Annotated in this window: 16 protein-coding genes; 10 read left to right on the forward strand and 6 right to left on the reverse strand. The window is 67.4% G+C overall.

Translation table 11 applies throughout. The features are described from left to right. The first annotated feature begins 135 nt into the window (after positions 1-135). A complete protein-coding gene (locus OOB33_RS07265; RefSeq protein WP_271008182.1) occupies positions 136-795 on the forward strand; it encodes a pyridoxamine 5'-phosphate oxidase family protein in 660 nt (219 codons plus the stop codon). 40 nt (positions 796-835) lie between these two features. Here OOB33_RS07265 and OOB33_RS07270 read toward each other — a convergent pair whose 3' ends face one another. Beyond that, the gene (locus tag OOB33_RS07270) at positions 836-1,735 is read right to left on the reverse strand and encodes a LysR family transcriptional regulator (RefSeq protein WP_271008183.1); all 900 of its coding nucleotides are present in this window, start codon (positions 1,733-1,735) and stop codon (positions 836-838) included. A gap of 145 nt (positions 1,736-1,880) precedes the next feature. Between OOB33_RS07270 and OOB33_RS07275 the strand changes: the two genes are divergently transcribed. Continuing rightward, a complete protein-coding gene (locus OOB33_RS07275) occupies positions 1,881-2,435 on the forward strand; it encodes a carboxymuconolactone decarboxylase family protein (RefSeq protein ID WP_271008184.1) in 555 nt (184 codons plus the stop codon). A 61-nt stretch (positions 2,436-2,496) separates the two neighbouring features. On the opposite strand, the gene OOB33_RS07280 is transcribed toward OOB33_RS07275, so the two are convergent. After that, the gene (locus OOB33_RS07280) at positions 2,497-3,399 is read right to left on the reverse strand and encodes an HD-GYP domain-containing protein (protein ID WP_102768211.1); all 903 of its coding nucleotides are present in this window, start codon (positions 3,397-3,399) and stop codon (positions 2,497-2,499) included. Positions 3,400-3,595: 196 nt separating this feature from the next. Here OOB33_RS07280 and OOB33_RS07285 point away from each other — a divergent pair, with 196 nt between their 5' ends. The 3 genes from OOB33_RS07285 (at position 3,596) to OOB33_RS07295 (ending at position 5,729) form a co-directional block, all read left to right on the forward strand. Then, positions 3,596-4,084 carry a GreA/GreB family elongation factor gene (locus OOB33_RS07285; protein ID WP_271008185.1) on the forward strand — a complete coding sequence of 163 codons (489 nt, stop codon included), beginning with the start codon at positions 3,596-3,598 and terminating at the stop codon, positions 4,082-4,084. A 178-nt stretch (positions 4,085-4,262) separates the two neighbouring features. After that, positions 4,263-5,285, forward strand: a complete 1,023-nt coding sequence (gene truD / locus OOB33_RS07290; RefSeq protein ID WP_102768208.1) for a tRNA pseudouridine(13) synthase TruD — start codon at positions 4,263-4,265, stop codon at positions 5,283-5,285. 93 nt (positions 5,286-5,378) lie between these two features. After that, positions 5,379-5,729: a DUF1428 domain-containing protein gene (locus OOB33_RS07295; RefSeq protein WP_102768207.1), complete on the forward strand. Its 351-nt coding sequence runs from the start codon at positions 5,379-5,381 to the stop codon at positions 5,727-5,729. Positions 5,730-5,784: 55 nt separating this feature from the next. Here OOB33_RS07295 and OOB33_RS07300 read toward each other — a convergent pair whose 3' ends face one another. After that, entirely contained in the window at positions 5,785-7,026 is a 1,242-nt protein-coding gene (locus tag OOB33_RS07300; protein WP_102768206.1) for a GTP-binding protein, read from the reverse strand. A 49-nt stretch (positions 7,027-7,075) separates the two neighbouring features. Further along, on the reverse strand, positions 7,076-7,822 hold the full coding sequence (locus tag OOB33_RS07305) for a ZIP family metal transporter (protein WP_271008186.1): 747 nt from the start codon (positions 7,820-7,822) through the stop codon (positions 7,076-7,078). 413 nt (positions 7,823-8,235) lie between these two features. Between OOB33_RS07305 and OOB33_RS07310 the strand changes: the two genes are divergently transcribed. The 4 genes from OOB33_RS07310 to OOB33_RS07325 are packed head-to-tail and all read left to right on the forward strand — an operon-like array spanning position 8,236 to position 14,057. Continuing rightward, the gene (locus tag OOB33_RS07310; RefSeq protein WP_271008187.1) at positions 8,236-10,437 is read left to right on the forward strand and encodes a TonB-dependent siderophore receptor; all 2,202 of its coding nucleotides are present in this window, start codon (positions 8,236-8,238) and stop codon (positions 10,435-10,437) included. A gap of 16 nt (positions 10,438-10,453) precedes the next feature. Further along, entirely contained in the window at positions 10,454-11,215 is a 762-nt protein-coding gene (locus OOB33_RS07315; RefSeq protein ID WP_271008188.1) for an ABC transporter ATP-binding protein, read from the forward strand. Continuing rightward, on the forward strand, positions 11,212-12,642 hold the full coding sequence (locus OOB33_RS07320) for an ABC transporter permease (protein ID WP_333780320.1): 1,431 nt from the start codon (positions 11,212-11,214) through the stop codon (positions 12,640-12,642). Before OOB33_RS07315 ends, OOB33_RS07320 begins: the two co-directional genes overlap by 4 nt. After that, a complete protein-coding gene (locus OOB33_RS07325; protein ID WP_271008190.1) occupies positions 12,639-14,057 on the forward strand; it encodes an ABC transporter permease in 1,419 nt (472 codons plus the stop codon). Before OOB33_RS07320 ends, OOB33_RS07325 begins: the two co-directional genes overlap by 4 nt. 22 nt (positions 14,058-14,079) lie before the next feature. Here the strand turns inward: OOB33_RS07325 and OOB33_RS07330 are convergent, their stop codons facing one another. After that, positions 14,080-14,826, reverse strand: coding sequence for a copper homeostasis protein CutC (locus OOB33_RS07330; protein WP_271008191.1), 747 nt, complete (start codon positions 14,824-14,826; stop codon positions 14,080-14,082). Further along, positions 14,823-15,857 carry an ROK family protein gene (locus OOB33_RS07335; protein ID WP_271008192.1) on the reverse strand — a complete coding sequence of 345 codons (1,035 nt, stop codon included), beginning with the start codon at positions 15,855-15,857 and terminating at the stop codon, positions 14,823-14,825. The genes OOB33_RS07330 and OOB33_RS07335 overlap by 4 nt, the downstream gene beginning before the upstream one ends. Positions 15,858-16,405: 548 nt before the next feature. Here OOB33_RS07335 and OOB33_RS07340 point away from each other — a divergent pair. Continuing rightward, a complete protein-coding gene (locus tag OOB33_RS07340) occupies positions 16,406-19,552 on the forward strand; it encodes a TonB-dependent receptor (RefSeq protein ID WP_271008193.1) in 3,147 nt (1,048 codons plus the stop codon). The last annotated feature ends 94 nt before the right edge of the window (positions 19,553-19,646 follow it).

The following is a 19,646-nucleotide window of genomic DNA, read 5'->3' on the forward strand; positions in this document are numbered from 1 at the left end:
CATTGTTCCGGTGACGGAAACACTGTCGTCAGCTCCGCGTGGATTCACAGACCGACCGAGTTCGCGCACAGTGGCAGGCCTCACCATGCCAGCCGCCAGGGCTGTCTCACCCCTACTGCTGCTGAAGGACCCCTCATGAGCCGAGCCTATTCCGACCTCGCATTCACGCCGACCGTGCGGGCCATGCAAACCCGCATGGGCAGCCGCTCCGCCTACGAAGCCCTGGATCACACCGAGGATCGCCGCGACGCACTCACTGAGCGTGAGGCTGAGTTCATCCATGCCCGCGATGGCTTCTATCAAGCCACGGTGGGAGAAACCGGCTGGCCCTATGTGCAGTTCCGCGGCGGGCCTGCTGGCTTTGTCCAGGTGCTGGACGCCAAGACCCTGGGCTATGCCGACTTTCGCGGCAATGTGCAGTACATCAGCGTCGGCAATCTGCAGGGCAATGACCGCGTTTCCATCATCCTGATGGACTACGCCCATCAACGCCGGCTGAAGATCCTGGGGCGCGTGAGGCTGGTGACGGCCGATGAAGACCCGGCCCTGCTGGCCCGGCTGGCCCTGCCGCAGTACGAGGCGCGTGTGGAGCGCGCCATGCTGATCACGGTCGAAGCTTACGACTGGAACTGCCCCAAGCACATCACACCCCGTTTCACCGAGGCCGAGGTGAATGCAGCGGTGGAGCCGCTGCGCGCCGAGCTGCTGCAAGCCCGCGAGGAATTGAAGCGCTTGCGCGAGGCGGCCTCTGCATCAGGCGCCGAACCGGCGCGCGGAGCCGAGCCTCTGGCTTGATGCTGCAGCGGCGTGCGCCGCCTCACCGGCGGGGCCGCTTTCAGTCCAGCGCCTTGCTGGCGCGCAGACGCTCGATCGCCAGATCCAGGAAAGCGCGCGCCTTCTGAGAGGCATGGCGGCCCTCGCGGTGCACCAGATGCACGGGCAAAGGCGCCGTTTCAAACTCGCTCAGCACAATCTGCAGCCGCCCCGCTTGCACATGCTCGGCCACCTGGTAAGACATCAGCCGGGTGAGACCAAAGCCGGCTACGGCAGCCGCCACGGCAGAGTCATTGGTGGTGGTGCTCATGCGCGGCTGCAGCTTGACGAGCTTGGGCGCGCCGTTCTCCACCAGACGCCATTCTGGCGTTGGGGTGACACCGCTGGCCGACACGATGGTGTGTGCTGTCAAATCGTCCGGGGTTTGCGGGGCACCATGGCGCTTCAGATAGCTGGGCGCCGCACAGATCACGCGGCGCACCCGTCCCACCCGGATCGCTTGCAAAGAAGAGTCGGGCAGTTCGCCGATGCGAACGGCGATGTCTACGCCCTCGTCGACCATGTTCACCACCCGGTCGAGGAACCAGCAGGACGCTGTCACCTCCGGGTAACGCTGCAAATACTCGGTCACGATGGGGGTGACGAACAGCGCCCCAAACAGCACCGGTGCGGTCAGCGTCAGGCGGCCGCGTGGCGCGGCGTGCAAGCCGCTCACCGATTCATCCGCCTCGGCCAACTCCGCCAGGATGCGGCGGCAGTCCTCCACATAACGCGCCCCCGCCTCGGTCACACGCACCACGCGGGTCGTCCGTGTCAGCAGGCGCACGCCCAGATGAGCTTCCAGCTCGCTGATGGCGCGGGTCACAGCGGGCGGCGAGATGTTGAGCTTGCGCGCAGCGCCCGCGAACCCGTTCGCATCGACCACCGCGACGAAGACATTGATCAGGTGCAATCGGTCCACTGTTTCTCCTCGCGCAATGGTGTCTTGAATTCCCGGGTGATTCTAAATGCCGGGCGATTCAAGGACAGTTCACCCATTCGCTGAAACCGCAGCGAATCGATCCCCAACCCTGTCACCCCAAGCCACTCAAAACCGGAGTTAGACCATGTCCCGTCTCAGCATTCCCAGCCTTGAAACCTCGCTCGACGCCGCCAAACCACTGCTGGCCGCCGTGCAGCAGCAACTGGGTTTGGTGCCCAATCTGATGAAGCTCCTGGGCCACAGCCCTGCCGCATTGGAAGGGTATCTGTCCTTGAACTCGGCCCTGGCCAAAGGCAAGCTGAGCGTGCAACTGCGCGAACGCATTGCCCTCGCGATCGCCGAATTCAATGCCTGCGACTACTGCCTGTCCGCGCACAGCTACCTCGGCACCCACGTCGCCAAGATCAGTGCTGCAGAAATCAGTGCCGCCCGCGATGGGCACTCGGAGGATGCACGCAGCGCTGCGGCTCTGCGCTTTGCCCTCCAAGTGGCCGAGCAACGGGGCCGCGTCACGGACGCTGACCTGGCCGCCTTGCGCGCCGCTGATTTCGATGAGGCCAGCGTGCTGGAGATCGTGCTCCATGTGGCCTTGAACGTCTTGACCAACTATGTCAACAACGTCGCGGCCACGGACATCGACTTCCCTGTGGTCCAAGCCAAGTCAGAGCAAGGGCGCTGAGGCGAGCCGATTGTGGCGACGGACGGCTGGCTGGCCGCCGAGCCCGCAAGCCGTGCCTGAGTCACTCCGGGCCGGCAATCGCGTCCGCCCAGTCGAGCACCAAGGCCTCGATCTGGGCGCGGTCCAGACCCGGCTCCAACTCCTGCGCGCTCGCGCGCTCCCCGGTGGGAACGGCCCGCAAGTCCTGGTCAGCGTGGGTCCACACAAAGCGTGCTGAGCAGGCCGGGCAGCCTAGGTGATCACCGGCACGCACCGCGCGTGTGCGGACCAGCGTCGGCCCGCATGCCGGGCAATGTTGCAGAGGGATGCCCTCGTCACTGTGGCCGACGATGGCGTCGAAGGCAGCGTCGCGCCCCATGCGAACAAACAGGGCTCCGAGGGACGGGTCGAACTGCCTGCCGAGTTCGGACTCGATGATGTTGAGTGCCTTGAAGATGGGCATGCCTGCACGGTAGGGCCGCGTGCTCGTCATGGCGTCGAACGCGTCGCAGATGCCGACCAGGCGGGCATCCAGAGGTATCTCGGCGCCCACCAAACCCATGGGGTAGCCCAGACCATTGGGCATTTCATGATGGTGGTGGACCACGCCGACGACCAATTCCGCCAAGGGGTGGCCGGACAAGATGCGCGCCCCGACCCGAGGATGCGTCTTGATCGTTTCGAACTCCGCTTCAGTGAGCCTGCCCGGCTTGCGCAAAATGGCGTCAGGAATTCCAACCTTGCCCAGATCGTGCAGAAAGCCGGCCATGGCGATGCGGCTGGCTTCGCGCGGTGCGCAGCCGGACTCGAGGGCCAGGGCATGCGCCATGCGTGCCACCCGCCAGAGGTGCCCGCCTGTGTAGGGGTCTCGCGCTTCGACCACCCAGGCTGAAACCAAGAGGCTGGCCAGCAGCGCCTGCCGTTGAGCCGCCAACTCCTGGCGGAGGCCACCCAGTTCATCCTGTTTCGCTTCCGAACGGGTCATTGCGTACTCCTCCCGGTGGTGAGCCGGGCATGCTGGCATGGTATCTCCAAGGCTTCGCGAACGGAGGAGTCCTTCGAGCCCGAGTTCAACGATGGCGACGGGCAAGGCGAGCTCTTGTTCGCCGGTGAGCCCGGTATGGCGCCCGTCATAATCGTGAGCCCGTTACCCTTCGTGTTTGAGTCGCCTCTCCTACTTCATGGACAAAACTCTGCTGCAGCAGCAGGTGCTGGATCGGCTGACCGAAGACCTGCTGCAAGTGGAGCAGGCGGCGCGGGCAGCGCATGAGACGGCGACTCACGAAGAGAACATCGCCGAGAACAAGTACGACACCCTGGGTCTGGAGGCCGCCTATCTGGCCACCGGCCAAGCTCGACGCGCCGAAGCCATCCGCCAGGCGATGCTCAGCTGGCACCGCTTCCGCCCGCAGCCCTACGACGCCGGCAAAGGTGTCCAACTCGGCGCCTTGGTCTGCCTGGTCGATGTCGAGGACGCGCGGCAGCAACGGCTGCTCTTTCTCGGCCCGGCAGGCGGCAGCATGACCTTGCTTTGTGGCGAGCAAAGGGTTCAGGTCATCAGCAGCGACGCGCCCCTGTGCAAGGCGGTGCTGGGCAAGTTCGAAGGCGATGAGGTCTCTCTCCAGATCGCTGCGCTTCGCCAGCACTTTGAGCTGCTGTGGGTGCAATGAACCGCAAGCCGGCTCAGGCCGAGCTCTGCAACCGCAGCGCCCCTCCCTCGTTCGGTTCAGATCGGGAGCCCCTTGCCCAAGGCCGGCAGGCCGTGAAAGAGGACAATCGCGCCCTCGACAGCCCCTGGTCGGATGGACATCCTGCCTCCATCGCCAGTTGGCGCCGTCAGGCCGCCCCATGACCGACGTCTCATCCCCCTACACGACCCTGCCGCTGTGGCCCAAGGCCTATGCGGCCAGCGGTGCCAGCGCCACGCTGAAGCTCCTCAACGAGGACTTCACCGTGACCGAACTGCCGCTGCAGCTGCCCTCGGGGGCGGGCGAGCACATCTGGCTGGACGTCGAGAAGAATGGGGCCAACACCGCCTTCGTCGCGCAGCAGCTGGCCGCGGCCGCAGGTGTGCAGGAATGGGATGTGGGCTATGCCGGGCTCAAGGACCGCTACGCCATCACCCGCCAGTGGTTCAGCATCTATCTGCCCAAGGGTGAGACCCCTGACCTGACCCAGCTCCAGCACCCCGAGTTCAAGGTGCTGAGCCAGAGCCGCCATGTGAAGAAACTGCGCCCCGGTGATCTTCAGGGCAACCGCTTCCGCATCGTGCTGCGAGATATGGTGGGCGATCGTGCCGCCATCGAAGCCAATCTGCAGGCTGTGGCCTCTCAGGGTGTGCCCAATTACTTCGGCGCGCAGCGCTTCGGCCATGAGGGCGGCAATGTCGAGCAGGGGCGGGCCATGCTGGCGCGCGAGATCCGCGTGCGCAATCCGAAGAAGAAAGGCATCTACCTGTCGGCGGTGCGCTCTTTTGTCTTCAATGAAGTGCTGGCCCTGCGCATCCAGCAAGGGATTTGGGGTCAGACCTTGCCTGGCGATGTGTTGGACGCCGCGGGCCGGCCGACCGGGCCGCTCTGGGGCCGGGGCCGCGTGAGCAGCAGCGAACAAGCACAGGCACTGGAGAACGGCGTGGCCGCCCGTCATGCCGCGCTGTGCGAGGGCATGGAGCATGCGGGTTTGGATCAAGAGCGCCGCGCCCTGGTGGCGAGCCCGGGTGAGCTGTCATGGGATTGGCCGCAGGCCGATCAGCTGGTGCTCAGCTTCAGCTTGCCCGCTGGAAACTATGCCACCTCGGTGCTGAACGAGATCCTCCACACCACGGAGCCCGAACGGCACACCGAGGGCGAGCCGTCTGCGGCGGTTGAGTGAGCGTCGTGCCGCCGCAGCCATGGCCGGCATGGGCGGCTGATAGTGCTCAGCATTCGGGTAGTCTTGCTGCTTCAACCTCATCGGAGAACTGACATGGCTTACGTCGATGGATTCGTGGCTTCCGTTCCCACCGCCCGGCGGGCTGACTTTCTGGCGCATTCGCAGCAAATGGGCCAGATCTTCAAGGAATACGGCGCGACCGCTGTTGTCGATTGCTGGGGCGACGATGTGCCGCAGGGCAAGCTGACTTCGTTCCCGATGGCCGTGCAGTGCCAGCCCGAGGAGACGGTCGTGTTTTCCTGGATCACCTGGCCCTCGCGCGAGCTCCGCAATGCCGCCTGGGACAAGGTCATGGCCGATCCACGCATGGCCGCCGCGGGCGAGCCACCCTTCGACGGCAAGCGCATGATTTTTGGCGGGTTTGAGGTGATCTCGGAGTCCTGAGGCACGGCCTCCTCGCTGGCGCCAGCGCGAGGCCGGGTTCGGGGTCGCTTGCCGCTCAGGCGGCGGCCGCCTCGGCTGCCGTTTCTTCCCAGCCCGGATAGGGGTCGGGCAGCTCACGCCACGCGGCCATGCCTTTTCGGGTTTCGGTGAAGTTGAGCAGGCAGCGGTCCAGTGCGGCGCTCAGGGCCTGGCGGTCGAGTTGCTGGCCGATGATGACGAGCTCTTGCTTGCGGTCGCCGTAGGGCTCGGTCCAGTGGGCGAGGATGGCTTGGCGCGTGGCTTCGTCTTCCGGCCAGCGGCTTCGGGGCGCAGCGGCCCACCAGCGGCCGACGGGCTGCACATCGCACATGCGGCCAGCGCCCGAGACGCAAGCCACCCAGTCCGGTCGGCTCGCCAGCCAGACATAGCCCTTGTAGCGCAGCACGCCGGGCAGGGGCGTGGCGAGCAAGTCATGCAGGCGCTGGGGGTGGAAGGGTTTGTCCGCGCGGTAGACGAAGCTTTCGATGCCGTAGGTGTCGGCCTCCGAGTCGTGGTGGCCCTCCAGCTCCTGGGCCCAGCGCGGCATGGCTGCGGCCTTGTCGAGGTCGAAGAGGCCGGTGCCCAGCACTTCGTCCAGGTCCACCGCGCCGTGGCGCGCGTCGATGATTTCCGCCTCGGCGTTCAGGGCCTTGATCAGCGCATGCACCTGATCGAGTTGCTCCAGGCTGACCTGATCGGTCTTGCTGACGACGATGACGTTGGCGAACTCGATCTGCTCCACCAGCAGGTGGACCAGACGGCGTTGGTCCTCCTCGCCCGCAGCTTGGCCGCGGTCGGCCAGGAACTCGGCGCTGCTGTAGTCGCGCAGGATGTTGAGGGCATCCACCACGGTCACCATGGTGTCGATGTAGGCCACATCGTTGAGGCTTTCCCCCGCCTCGCTGGTGAAGTCGAAGGTGGCGGCAATCGGCATGGGCTCCGAGATGCCGGTGGATTCGATCAGGAGGTGATCGAAGCGGCCCTCGGCGGCCAGGCGCCGGACCTCCTGCAGCAGATCGTCGCGCAGGGTGCAGCAGATGCAGCCATTGCTCATCTCCACCATCTTTTCCTCGGTGCGGGACAGGCCCACGCCGGCGGCCCTGGCGCTGTCGCGGACCAGGGCTGCGTCGACATTGACTTCGCTCATGTCGTTGACGATCACGGCCACGCGCTTGCCTTCTCGGTTGCGCAGGATGTGGTTGAGCAAGGTCGTTTTGCCGGCGCCGAGAAAGCCGGACAGCACGGTGGTGGGCAGGCGCTTGGGGGCGGAGTGAGACATGCAGATCACCTTTGCGGGTCGTGTGGAATGGCGTGAGCGTGGCTGCCGCTCAGTGCAGCCAATGGCCCACCACGGGAACGCAGGCCAGGCCGGCGCTCAACATGGCGGTCTGAGCCAGGAAGCCGTCTTGCCGGTGCCGGCGGTGCAGGGCTGGCAGCAGATCGGCCACGGCGATGTAGAGAAAGCTCGCCGCGGCCACGGCCAGCACATAGGGCAGGGCGGCCTGGGCGCTTTCCAAGGCCAGCCAGCCCAGCACACCGCCCACGAGCGAAGCCAGGCTGGACAGGCCATTGGCCAGCAAGGCCCGCCGCTTGCTCCAGCCGGCCGACAGCAGCAGGGCAAAGTCGCCCAGCTCCTGCGGCACTTCATGCAAGGCCACGGCCAGGCAGGTGCTCAGGCCCAGCCAAGGGTCAGCGAGGAAGGCGGCGGCAATCAAGACCCCGTCGACCAGGTTGTGCAAGCCATCGCCCAGCAGCACCACCCATGGGGTGCCAGTACGGGCCGAGCCCGGCTCGCCAGCATGGGCGTGACGCCACAAGGCCAGGCGCTCCAGCAAGTAGAAGCCGATCAAGCCGGCCAGCAGCGTGGCCAGCACGGCCTCGCTGTGGCCGGGCGCCAGGCTCAAGGCCTCGGGCAGGATGTCCAGCAGGGCCGCGGCCAGCATGGTGCCGGCGGCAAAGGCAATCAGGCGATGCAGATGCCGCCCCTGCAGCCGAAAGGCCAGGATGGCGGCCAGCAGCAGGCTGAGGAGCCCACCCGCAATGCAGGCGGCGAGGATGGCGGCAAGGCTGGACATGGGGTGGCGAGAGGTGGCTGCGGTGAGAGGGTGATGGGCGGTGTTGAAGGGCGCCGAGGGGGCGTCCATGGGGCTTGAGTGCGCTCGCTTCCGAGGGCCGTGGCGCCTCCTCAGGCTCCGGCCTTTTCATGCTTGGCATTGATTTGATTTTGCAAATGATAATTCATTCGCAATAATGACGTCATGCCACGTCCACGTTTCTGCCCGCCCTCAAGCCGCCCCTCCACCTGCCGCCACGCGTGTGTACGCACGCTCGCTGGGCGCGCGGTCGGTCGGCATTCCTGAGCCTTCTCGCTTGAGGCCCTGCCATGCCCTGGCCGGGCTTGCCGAATTGGGGCTGTTTACCTGAGCTGGCCTTTTCTTTCCTCCTCCTGTTCTTTCTTCTCCCCACCCTCTTCGTGAGCCGCTTCCCCATGCTGACCCATTTCTGCCCGGCGCCTGGCGCCCGTCTTCCCTTGCTGCTGGCGCTGGCCAGCTGCTTCGCGGCCAGCGCCCGCGCCCAAACGCTGGCGCCCGAACGCGCGCCGGCTGAAGCCGCCCAGCCTGCGCCGACCGCTCCGGCTGCCAAGAGCGCCCAGTTGCCCGCCGTCAACGTGGTCGGCCGCGCCGAATCGGGCACCTACCATGCGGCCGATGCCGCCGGCGCCAAGACCGAGCTGGCCCTGCGCGAGCTGCCGCAATCGGTGCGCATCGTCACCCGTCAGGCCATGGACGACCTCGGTGCCACCAAGCTCGACGATGTGCTGGATTACGTGGGTGGCGTCTCGCGCCAGAACAGCTTTGGCGGCCTGTGGGACAACATTGCCATTCGTGGCCTGCCGGGCAACGAGAACACCGGCATGGCCACCTTGCTGAACGGTTTCTCATCGAACCGCGGCTTCAATGCCCCGCGCGATCTGGCCGGTGTCGAGCGCATCGAGTTCCTCAAGGGAACAGCCGCTGCGCTCTACGGCAGCAGCGAGCCGGGCGGCACCTTGAACATCGTCTCCAAGCGCCCGCTCTGGCAGGCGGCCCATGCGGTGGAAGCCTATCTGGGCAGCTATGGCCTCAAGCGTGGCGCTCTGGACAGCACCGGCCCCTGGGGTGAGAACTTCGCCTACCGCCTCAATGTGGCGGTGGAAGACCGCAGCAGCTTCCGCGACCATGTCAGCGCCCGGCGCGAAGTGCTCGCCCCGGCCTTCACCTGGAAGCTGGGCCCTGCCACCCAGCTCGACTATGTCGGTGAAGCCCTGCGCCACGCGACACCCCTGGACCGTGGTGTGGTGGCCGTCAACAACCGCCTGGGTGCGGTGCCGCGCAGCCGCTTCCTCGGCGAGCCTGCCGATGGGCAGGTGACCGTGCGCAACCAGACCCACCAGCTCATCCTCTCGCACGAATGGAGCACTAACTGGCGCAGCCGTCTGGGCCTGTCCTACCGCGAGACCGGGGTGAATGGCTATTCCACCGAGCCCACGGCGCTGCGCCCCGATAACGTCACGCTGACGCGGCAACGGCGCCATCGCGACTACGACTCCAACGATGCCGCCGTGCAGGCGGAGCTGCAAGGCCTGGTCAAGCTTGGCGCGGTCGAGCATGAGCTGCTGATCGGTCTGGAGAGCTTCCGCTTCCGCATGGATTCGGTGATGCGGCGCGTCAACCCCAGCGCCGGCAAGCCCTATGCCATTGACATTCAACAGCCGGCCTACGGCCAGGCGCCGCCCGAGCCGGGCCCCAACACCAGCACCCTGGAGCATCAGCGCAACACGGCCGTCTATCTGCAGGACGCCATCAAGCTGGCCCCCGCCTGGCGTCTGGTGGCCGGCCTGCGTTTCGATGACTACCGCCAGACCCTGGCCAATCGCCTGAACAGCACCACGGCAGGCCAGCAGCCGAGCTCCCGCTCGCCCCGCATCGGCCTGTCCTGGCTGCCCTCGCCGCAATGGACGGTGTATGCCAATGCCGGCCGCTCCTTCCGCCCCAATGTCGGCGCCGATGTCGCGGCCCAAGGCTTCAAGCCCGAGACCGGCCGTGCTCTGGAGCTCGGCAGCAAATGGGAAAGCGCGGACCGCCGCATCGGTGCGACCGCTGCGCTCTTCGACATCCGCAAGCGCCAGGTGCTGACCGCCGACCCGGCACATGCCGGCTTCTCGATCGCTGCCGGCGAGATCCGCAGCCGAGGCCTAGAGTTCGACCTGGCCGGACAGCTCAGCGCGCATTGGCGCCTCAACGCCAGCCTGGTGCTCAACGATGTGGAGGTCAGCCAGGACAACACCCTGGAGCGCGGCGGCCGCCTGCTCAATGTGCCCAAGGTCAATGGCAGTGTGCTGGCCGTGTACGAGGCCAGCCTCTCGCAGGGCCAGCGCTACAGCATCGGCGGCGGGCTCACCCATATGGGCGCCCGCTTGGGCCAGGCCCGCACCCAGGCCGAGGCCAATGCGGGCACGCCGGCCTTCGAGTTGCCCGCCTACACCACGGCCAAGCTGGTGGCCTACTGGCGCGTCAGCCCGACGCTGCGCTGGACGCTCGATGTCGACAACCTCTTCGACACCACCTACTACACCAGCTCCTACAGCCGTTTGTGGGTGACGCCGGGCACAGCCCGCAGCTTCACCCTGGGCCTGCAGGCCAAGTTCTGACGCGAGGCCCGCCATCATGAGCGAAACCCTGAACCCTGATCCACCCGCCGCTGCGGCAGTGCCCCCTGCGCTGGAGGCCCGCGCGGTGGTGGCGGGCTACCGCGAGCGCACCATCTTGCGCGGCCTGGACCTGACCGTGCAGCCAGGCGAGATCTACGCCCTGCTGGGCGCCAACGGCGCCGGCAAGACCACCACCCTGAGCCTGTTCCTGGGCTTTGTGCGGCCGGCCAGTGGCCAGCTGCGCGTCCAGGGCATCGACCCGGTGAACGAGCCCAGCCGCGCGCGCCGCCAGATCGCCTACATCCCCGAGAACGTGGCGCTGTACGAGCACCTCAGCGCCCGCGAGAACCTTGCCTACCTGCTGCATCTGGCCGGCCAGCCGGCCAGCGCGCAAGCCATCGATGAGGCCTTGTCCGCAGCCGGGCTGGATGCCGCGGCCCATGGCCAGCGCGTCGCCGGCTTCTCCAAGGGCATGCGGCAGAAAGTCTCGATCGCACTGGCCTTGGCGCGCCATGTGCCCGTTCTGCTGCTGGACGAGCCCAGCTCCGGCCTGGACCCACAGGCCAGCAGCGAGCTCAGCCGCCTGCTGCGGATGCTGCGCGGGCAGGGTGTGGCCATGCTGATGGTGACGCACGATCTGCTCGGCGCCGCCGATGTGGCGGACCGCATCGGCTTCATCGAGGCCGGCCGGCTGATCGAAGAGGTGGCCGCCACGGGCGAAGAGCGCTTTGACGTGCGCGCGCTGCACCGTCGTTATGCCGGTGCGGGGGCTTCATGAGGGCGAGCGTGTTCCGAATCGCCGTCGAAGAATGGCGTTTGCTGCGCCGCGATCGCGTCGCCGCGCTGGGCCTGGCTTTGTTGCTGCTGCTGAGTGCCGTGGCCTGCTTCACCGCCTGGGAGCAGCGCAGCAGCGCGGCGGCCGCACGGGCCCGCTACCAGGCTCAGGTCGATCATGAGTTCGAGTCCCAGCCCGAGCGTCACCCCCACCGCATGGTGCACTACGGCCACTTTGTGTTCCGGCCCCTGAGCCCGCTGGCGGCTCTGGATGCCGGTGTGGATGCCTACACCGGGCACACCCTCTACCTGGAGGGCCACCGCCAGAACAGCGCCAACTTTGGCGACGTGCGGCAGTCCTCGCTGCTCCTGCGCTTTGGCCAGCTGACGCCGGCCTTTGTGCTGCAAGTGCTGGCGCCGCTGCTGCTGATTTTCCTGGGCCATGGCGCGCTGGCGCGCGAGCGCGAATCCGGCACCTTGCGCTTGCTGCTGGCCCAGGGCATACGCCCCTGGCAGCTGGTGGCCGGCAAGGTCCTGGCGCTCAGCGGCGTGGCCGCGCTGGCCCTCTTGCCCGCCTGGCTGGCTTTGCTGTGGATGGCGGCGGCCACATCGGCCTCGGGCATCTTGCTGCTGACGCTGGCACTCGGCTATGGCCTGTGGCTTCTGCTCTGGGCCCTGGGCATCGTCGCGCTGTCGGCCTGCCTGGCCCGCGCCCGTGACGCCCTGGTGGCCTTGCTGGCCGTCTGGTCCCTCGGCGTGGTTTTGCTGCCGCGCTGGGCGCCCGAGCTGGCGTCTGCTTCGCTGGCCCTGCCCACCCGCTTTGAGACCGACATCGCGGTGGCGCGCGAGCTGGCGGCGCTGGGCGACAGCCACAACCCCGATGACCCCTACTTCGCCGAGTTTCGCAAGCAGGTGCTGGCCCGTTACGGCGTGGCCCGCGTGGAAGACCTGCCGGTCAACTACAAAGGCTTGGTGGGCATGGAGGGCGAGCGCCTGAGCAGCGCGCTGTTTGCACGTTATGCCCACGCCAGCTTCGAGCGCCAGGCCGCGCAGCTGCAGCAGCTCGACCGCTTTGCCTGGTTGAGCCCGGTGCTCGCGCTGCGTCGACTGTCCATGGCCGCGGCGGGCACCGATCTGCATAGCTTCCGCCGCTTTGTCGAGCAGGCTGAAGCCCATCGCTACCAGCTGGTGCAGTCGCTCAACCGCTTGCAGGCCGAGAAGTTGAAGTTCGCCAGCGACCGCTCCAGCCGCGACAACCGCATCAGCGCCACGCATTGGCAGGGCATGGCCGGCTTCGAGTACGAGCCGGTGCCACCGGCCGAGGCCTTGCAGCGCGCGGCACCGGCCGCCGTGGTGCTGCTGAGCTGGCTGGCCGCCTTGATGGGCGCTCTGGCCTTGGCGACGCATCATTTGGGGAGACGCACGCGATGAGCGCGATGGCATGGATGACACCGCCCGCAAAGCCGAAGGAGCCGAGACCCGCAGACGCCTGGCGGCATGAGCTGCGCTTGCTGCTGCGCTCGCGCCTCGTGTGCGTGGCGCTGGCGCTGCTGTTTCTGCTGGCCTCGCTGGCGGTGTGGTCGGGCCTGCGTGAGGTGACCCGCCAGCAGCAGACCATCGCCCGCCTGGCCGATCTGCAGCAGCAAGACCTGGCGGCCCAGGCGCTCAAGCATGGGCGCAGCGGTGATGCCGGTTCGGCCGCGTACTACACCTTCCACAGCAGCTGGGACCCGCCGTCACCCGCGGCCTTCTTGGCGCTGGGTTTGCGCGATGCCGTGCCCTATGTGCTGCGCATCCGCGCTCTGGCCCTTCAGGCCCAGCTGCACGAGGGTGAGAGCTTCAACCCCGAGCTGGCGCTGGCCGGGCGTTTCGACTTCGCCTTTGTGCTGGTCTATCTGGCGCCGCTGTTCCTGATTGCGCTGCTCTACGAGCTGGTCTCGGGCGAGCGTCGCGCCGGCCGGCTCGGCACCTTGCTGGCCCTGCCCGGCGGCGGCCGCGGCCTGTGGCTGCGCCGTGCAGGCCTGCGCGTGGGCTTGGTCTTCGCCTGTCTGGTGCTGCCGGTGCTGGCCGGCGCGGCATGCAGCGCCATGCCTCTGCCTGCCCTGGCCAGTGTGCTTCTCTGCACAGCGGCCTACCTGGCATTCTGGAGCGGCCTGTCGCTGTGCCTGGCCGCGGGCGGTCGCAGCTCGGCCGCCCAGGCGCTGTCGCTGATGGGCTGCTGGGCGCTTCTGACCCTCGTTCTGCCGACGCTGGCTCAGGCCGTGCTGGCGCGGGCTGTGCCTGTGCATCAGGGGGTGGACTTGATGCTGGCGCAGCGTCAGGCCGTGCATGGCGCCTGGGATCTGCCGCGCGAGGCCACCCTGGCGCAGTTCTTCCGCAGCCACCCCGAGTGGCGGCAGACGGCGCCCTTGCCGGCGGGCTTCCATTGGAAGTGGTACTACGCCTTCCAGCAGCTGGGCGACGAGCGTGTGGCGCCCCAAGTGGCGGACTACCGCCAGGGCCTGATCGCGCGGCAGGCCTGGACCGAGCGCCTGGGATGGCTCTTGCCCGGCGTGGGGGTTCAGGCTGCGCTGCACCGTCAGGCCGAGACCGACCTGCGCGCCCAACTGGCCTATCAGGACGCGGTGGCTGAGTTCCATGCCCGGCTGCGCGCCTTCTACTACCCCTTCCTGTTTCAGGAGCGGCGCTTCACACCCGAGGACTTTGCGGCGCAGCCGGTGTTCCGGCCGCGGCCTGCGGACTCGTCGTGGCCGGCCGGCTCTCTGCTGGGCCTGGGCTTGATCGCTGGCCTGGCCTTGGGTTTGGCGCTGCGGGCCTTGGGCCGGGTGCGCCCAAACCGGTCTTGATCCAGACTTGATCCAGGCGTGTTCAGTGCGCTTTCAGGGCGCCCTGGTCGCGGATCTCCTGTTGCATCGCCCGTACCGTGACGGCAGAACAGAGCCAGGCCTGGGCTTCGCTGAAGCCCAGTGCCAGCAGCTCGGCGTCGGGCGCTTCGCGCGCCGGTGCGCGGCAGGAGGCATGCACCTCGTGCACCCCGGTCGCGGCCAGCAAGCCGGCCACGTTGTCGGGCCGAATGCCGCTGCCGGCGAGGATGCGGATGCGGCCCTGGCTTTGGCGGACCAGGGCCGCCAGCTGCGCGGCGCCCCCCGGGGCGGTGGGGGCGCCGCCCGAGGTCAGCACGCGCTGGAAGCCCAGTGCGATGGCCGCCTCCAGCGCCGCGCCGGGTTCGCGCACCAGGTCGAAGGCGCGGTGCAGGGTCAGCTGCAAGCGCCCGTCTGCCGCGCGGATCAGCCGCTCCAGCAGGGCGAGGTCCAGCTGGCGTTCGGGCGTGAGCGCGCCAATGGCCACGCCGGCCAGGCCCAGCTCGGCGGCGCGGGCGATGTCGTGCTGCATCATGCGCGCCTCGGCCTCGCTGTAGACGAAACCACCGCTGCGCGGGCGGATCAGGGCGATCACCGGCAGGCTGCGCCGGGCGGCTTCGGCCATCAAGCCGGCCGAGGGCGTGAGCCCGCCGCAGCCCAGGCTGCTGCAGAGCTCGATGCGATCGGCGCCGCCTTGCTGTGCGACCTCCAGGCCGGCGATGTCGTCCACGCAGACTTCCAGCACACAACTCATGGGCGCTCCTCCGGGTGGCTGGTCTCGGGCTCGAAGGCCAAGGCGGCGCCGATCAGGCCGGCCTGGTCGTTCAAGACACTGGGTCGCAGCAGGGGCAGGTCTTCCGCGTCGCGGCGCAGGATCTGCCGGCGCACGGCGGCATCGAGTGCTGCGATAAGGGGTGTACAACGGCTCAGCCCGCCGCAAACCGGCACGACGCTGGCGCCTGTGACATTGAGCACCAGGGCCAGCGGGCCCGAGAGCAGTTCGATCCAGGCGGCGACCGTGGCGCTGGCCGCGGGCTCCCCGGCTTGCCAGTCGATCAGCAGCTGATGGCTGTTGCGGGGCGCGCCGGCGTTCAGCGCCAGATGCAGGCGTTCCAGGCCGCGCGCGCCGCCCACGGTGTCGAGGCAGCCGATTTGCCCGCAGCCGCAGGCCCAGCGCGGCAGCTGCACGGGCTGGTCGTGGCCGTTCCACAGCGTGGTCTCGCGCAGGATGGGCCCATGGCCCCATTCGCCACACAGGCCGCCCGCGCCCCGCACCAGCTGCCCGCGCACCACCAGGCCACCGCCGACGCCGGTGCCCAGCACGGCGCCGAACACCACCTCATGCCCGGCGCCCACGCCCACCCGGGCTTCGGCCAGGGCGGCGCAATCGGCGTCGTTGTAGGCCTGCACCGGCAGGCCCAGCCGGGCCGTCAGCTCCCGCGCCAAGGCATGGCCGCGCAGCGCGGGCAGGTTGGCGGCCTGGACCTCGCCGCTCGCCGGCGAGACCACGCCGGCGATGGCGATGGACAGGGCGCTGTGCGGGCCGGCGTGCGGCGCCACGGCCGCGTGCAAGGCATCGCAGAAGGCCGACCAGTCCTGCGCCGGTGTGGCCCTCTGATGCAGCAGCTCGCAGTGGCTGCCGCCGAGGTGGCGGGCGATGCGGATGTGCGAGCCGCCGATATCGGCCACCAGCAGCTCGTGCGGCGGTGTGGCGTGGATCGAGCTGGGCGCAGCGGCAGCAGAAGAGGCGGCGGCGGGGAAGGAGAAAAGGGGCTTCAAGCTCATGGATCGGGGCTGTTGCACAGCGGCGCCCGCCGCTTCTGCGGCGCAGAGGAAGAGGGGGCCTGGCGCGCAGTCTAGGACCCGCTGCGCGGCCGCGTCCAGGCCGAATCGCCCCATTTCATGCGCTGTCGCAAGACCGCCTCGTTTCGTTTACTAAACAAAACTAAACTGAATCCAAACTGTGAAAGTTTGTTGAAGGCGTCTGCCATCCTTTGTATAAATTTCCCTGGGTGGAATGCACTGCCCAGCGAGAAGTCAGCGGTTTTTGCGTCGTTTAGTAAATCTACAGGGTTCTCCCGAAACTGCGCCGGGCGCGCCCTGAAAAACGAGCCGCAGCTGCTGCCGATCCCAGGCCCCGGCCTGGTCTGCTGGACCTTGCATCGAACTAGGAGTTGGAGAGCTCGCGTGCTGGAGTCATTGAGCGCCGGGCTGCCGAAACTTTTTATGCCTTGGGAAGCGAGGCGTGCCGCCGGGCCCGCTGGCGATGTGGATCTCGCTTCCGCCAATCAAACAAAGCCCGCCACAAGGGCACGATCAGGAGACGACAGACCATGACAAGCAAGAACACGTACGAATCTCGACAGCGTCGCTGGGCCTTCACGGCGAAGACGCCGATTGCCTCGGCCGCCACCCTGGCTTTGCTGGCCCTTGCCGGCGGTGCACAGGCGCAAAGCGCTGCGGCCGACAAGCCCGCCGACAAGAAAGCTGAGGCCAAGGCCGCGCCCGCCCAGATGGACACGGTGGTCATCACCGGCTACCGCAGCTCGATCGAGAAGAGCCTCGACCAGAAGCGCAATGCCAATGCCATCGTCGAGGTGGTCAATGCCGAAGACGTGGGCAAGTTCCCCGACAAGAACGTGGCTGACGCACTGCAGCGCGTGCCCGGCGTGGTGGTGGACCGCAGCGGCGGCGAAGGCAAGAACGTCAGCGTGCGTGGCCTCTCGTCCGAGCTGACCCTGACCCAGCTGAACGGCAACTACATCGCCACGGCCGAGTCCAACGGCGACCCGACCCGCTCCTTCAATTACATGCTGATGCCGGCGAACATGCTGTCCAGCGCCGAGCTGTTCAAGTCGCCGGAAGCGCGGCTGGACGAAGGTGGCGTCGGCGGCACGGTGATCCTGCACACCCGCCGCCCGCTGGACATGAAGTCGGGCAGCGGCTTCTTCACCGCCGAGGGCACCTGGGCTGACACCACGCACAAGACCGACGGCCAGTTCTCCGGCCAGTACGCCTGGCACGACGAGGCCAGGCGCTTCGGCGTGCTGGTGGGCGTGACGCAGCAAAAGCGCACCACCCGCACCATGGGCGCCAGCACCGAAAACTGGCAGTGGTACGGCGACAACTACAAGACCCACCCCGCTACCGATGTCAACGGCAAGCCCTCGGGCATGAGCAGTTACTGGTGGGGCCAGTCGGGCTTCTACGACCAGAGCGGCAAGTACTACCAGAACTTCATGATGCCGACCTCGGTCAACCTCAACGTGAAGAGCGAAGAGCGTGAGCGCCAGGGCGGCCAGCTGACCCTGCAGGCCAAGCCCATCGACCGGCTGACCCTGACCGGCAATTACTTCCGCTTCAACCTGTCGCAGAACTCGCAGACCAACATCCTCAAGGTGCCCGAGTGGAACCTGGCCCGTTACGACGGTGATGGCAACTGGCCGAGTGGCCGCCTGCTGGATCGCCTGACTTTTGATCCCAGCGGCACCATCGTGACCGGAGCGCAGTACAGCGCCCACCCCGGCAAGACCTATTACTGCAGCGAGGCCGCCGCGGCGGCGGGCGGCCAGAAGCCCGGCGGCTGGGGCCCGGACGATTGCACCGTGCCCACGCCGCAGATCACCGGCAGCTACAACCGCGAGAAGGCCTTGTCGCAAACCGCCGACATCGCCGCCGAGTGGAAGGGCGACAGCATCGACGCCAGATTCAAGCTCGGCCGCACCTGGGCCAAGGGCGGGCCGGACATGCAGTTCACCATGCCCATCAAGCCGCGCCTGCAGAACGCCAACGGCAGCTGGACCATGGGCAACACCGCCAGCGCCTGGAGCCTGGTCGGCACACCGACCATGACCTTCGCGCCCGAGCTGATGGCCAATCTGCAGAAGGGCATTGGCGAGATCGACCTGGGCTCCACCTCCTCGTCCTGGACCAAGAACGGCACCGAGCAGAAGTACGCCCAGGCCGACTTCACCTGGCGCCAGGACAGCGAGTGGCTCGACTCCCTGCAGTTCGGCCTCAAGTTCCGCGATGGCGGCACGCGCCGCAGCACCGGCAACAACTACTGGGTCTGCCAGGGCGCCGATCCGGCCAACTACGACAAGCGCTTCCAGAACGGCTGCGATGCCACCGCCTCCAAGTTCCAGTCCTCCTTCCTGTACGGCGACTCGCTCAGCCATCTGGCCGGCGGCCTCAATGCCAGCGCCTTCCCGGCGATTGACTACCCGGCCTACATCGCGCACCTGAACAAGACCTACGGTGCGATGCAGACCCGCCAGGAAGACAACTTCGTCTACAACGTCGGCGAGAAGATTTCGGCGGCCTACCTGCAAGCCAATATCAGCACCGATCGCCTGCGCGGCAATATCGGCCTGCGTTTCGTTCGCACCAAGCAGCATGCCGATTCGACCGACCAGGTCGATTACTACAACGACTACTTCTTCGACGGCCCGGATGGCAACCCCGCGCCTTGCCTGCCTGGCGGCCTGCCTGCGGCCGGTGCACCGGCAGGCTCGGGCTGCGTCAGCGGCTTCACCAAGCTGCCGGACAGCAACAGCAACCCGGCCACCGGCCATGTCTCCTCCTTCGTGGTCAGCTCGCTGGACCGCAGCTACACCGATGTGCTGCCCAGCCTCAACCTGGCCTATGACCTGAGCAAGAACCTGCTGCTGCGCGCTGCGGCGTCCAAGGTGGTGGCCCGCCCGAGCTATGGCGACATCGCCACGCCCGGCGGTCTCAAGTCCTACAGCCAGGAGTACGTCAATGACCGTCGCCTGATCGGTGGCGCTGACAAGGTGGGCTGGTTCGGCCAGGGCAGCAACAAGAGCCTGGAGCCCTACAAGGCCACGCAGTACGACCTGGGGCTGGAGTGGTACTTCCATCGCGGCTCGGTGCTGGGTGCCGGCGTGTTCCGCAAGAACGTCAGCAACTTCTCGGTGCCCGTGGTGCGCGATATGGTGATGGACGTGGGCGGCACCAGCGTCACCGTGCAGAACTACGCCACCAGCGCCGGCGGCCGCGATGCCGTCTCGCAAGGCATCGAGCTGTATGGCCAGCACACCCTGGACTTCGGCCTGGGCTTCCAGTTCAACTACACCTACAACAAGACCAACCAGGCCGAGATCACCCTGGCCGATGGCAAGGTGATCGGCAAGTCGCCCCTGGTGGGCAGCGCCAAGAACCAGGGCAATCTGACCGTGTTCTACGGCAACGACCAGTACCTGCTGCGCGCGTCCTACAACCGCCGCGGTGTGGTGGTGGGTGGCCTGATGAACGGCCTGAACGTCTACGAAGATCCCTACAGCCAGATCGACCTGAACGCCGCCTACAACGTCAGCAAGGCGCTGAGCCTCACGGCCTCGGTGCTCAACCTGACCAAGCAGGAAGCCCGCTCGCACCTGGGCAATGACACGCAGGATCGCTTCTACGGCAACAGCTACGCTGGGCGCGTTGCCTATGTGGGCTTGACCTACAAGTACTGACGCACCGGCCGATTTGACGATGTTCCTCGACCCCTCGCGCTGACCTCGTGAGGGGGCTCCCGGTCGGCATGGGCTGCAACCCAGGCCGACCTTT

It is taken from the genome of Paucibacter sp. B51 (assembly GCF_027863535.1).
In the GTDB taxonomy this organism is placed as follows: Bacteria; Pseudomonadota; Gammaproteobacteria; order Burkholderiales; family Burkholderiaceae_C; genus Paucibacter_A; species Paucibacter_A aquatilis.

Excerpts from the sequence above, each read along its gene's own strand:
- OOB33_RS07265 (WP_271008182.1), top strand. The coding sequence starts at position 136 with ATGAGCCGAGCCTATTCCGACCTCGCATTCACGCCGACCGTGCGGGCC.
- OOB33_RS07275 (WP_271008184.1), top strand. The coding sequence starts at position 1,881 with ATGTCCCGTCTCAGCATTCCCAGCCTTGAAACCTCGCTCGACGCCGCC.
- OOB33_RS07280 (WP_102768211.1), bottom strand. The coding sequence starts at position 3,399 with ATGACCCGTTCGGAAGCGAAACAGGATGAACTGGGTGGCCTCCGCCAG.
- OOB33_RS07285 (WP_271008185.1), top strand. The coding sequence starts at position 3,596 with ATGGACAAAACTCTGCTGCAGCAGCAGGTGCTGGATCGGCTGACCGAA.
- truD (WP_102768208.1), top strand. The coding sequence starts at position 4,263 with ATGACCGACGTCTCATCCCCCTACACGACCCTGCCGCTGTGGCCCAAG.
- OOB33_RS07295 (WP_102768207.1), top strand. The coding sequence starts at position 5,379 with ATGGCTTACGTCGATGGATTCGTGGCTTCCGTTCCCACCGCCCGGCGG.
- OOB33_RS07300 (WP_102768206.1), bottom strand. The coding sequence starts at position 7,026 with ATGTCTCACTCCGCCCCCAAGCGCCTGCCCACCACCGTGCTGTCCGGC.
- OOB33_RS07305 (WP_271008186.1), bottom strand. The coding sequence starts at position 7,822 with ATGTCCAGCCTTGCCGCCATCCTCGCCGCCTGCATTGCGGGTGGGCTC.
- OOB33_RS07310 (WP_271008187.1), top strand. The coding sequence starts at position 8,236 with ATGCTGACCCATTTCTGCCCGGCGCCTGGCGCCCGTCTTCCCTTGCTG.
- OOB33_RS07315 (WP_271008188.1), top strand. The coding sequence starts at position 10,454 with ATGAGCGAAACCCTGAACCCTGATCCACCCGCCGCTGCGGCAGTGCCC.
- OOB33_RS07320 (WP_333780320.1), top strand. The coding sequence starts at position 11,212 with ATGAGGGCGAGCGTGTTCCGAATCGCCGTCGAAGAATGGCGTTTGCTG.
- OOB33_RS07325 (WP_271008190.1), top strand. The coding sequence starts at position 12,639 with ATGAGCGCGATGGCATGGATGACACCGCCCGCAAAGCCGAAGGAGCCG.
- OOB33_RS07330 (WP_271008191.1), bottom strand. The coding sequence starts at position 14,826 with ATGAGTTGTGTGCTGGAAGTCTGCGTGGACGACATCGCCGGCCTGGAG.
- OOB33_RS07335 (WP_271008192.1), bottom strand. The coding sequence starts at position 15,857 with ATGAGCTTGAAGCCCCTTTTCTCCTTCCCCGCCGCCGCCTCTTCTGCT.
- OOB33_RS07340 (WP_271008193.1), top strand. The coding sequence starts at position 16,406 with ATGACAAGCAAGAACACGTACGAATCTCGACAGCGTCGCTGGGCCTTC.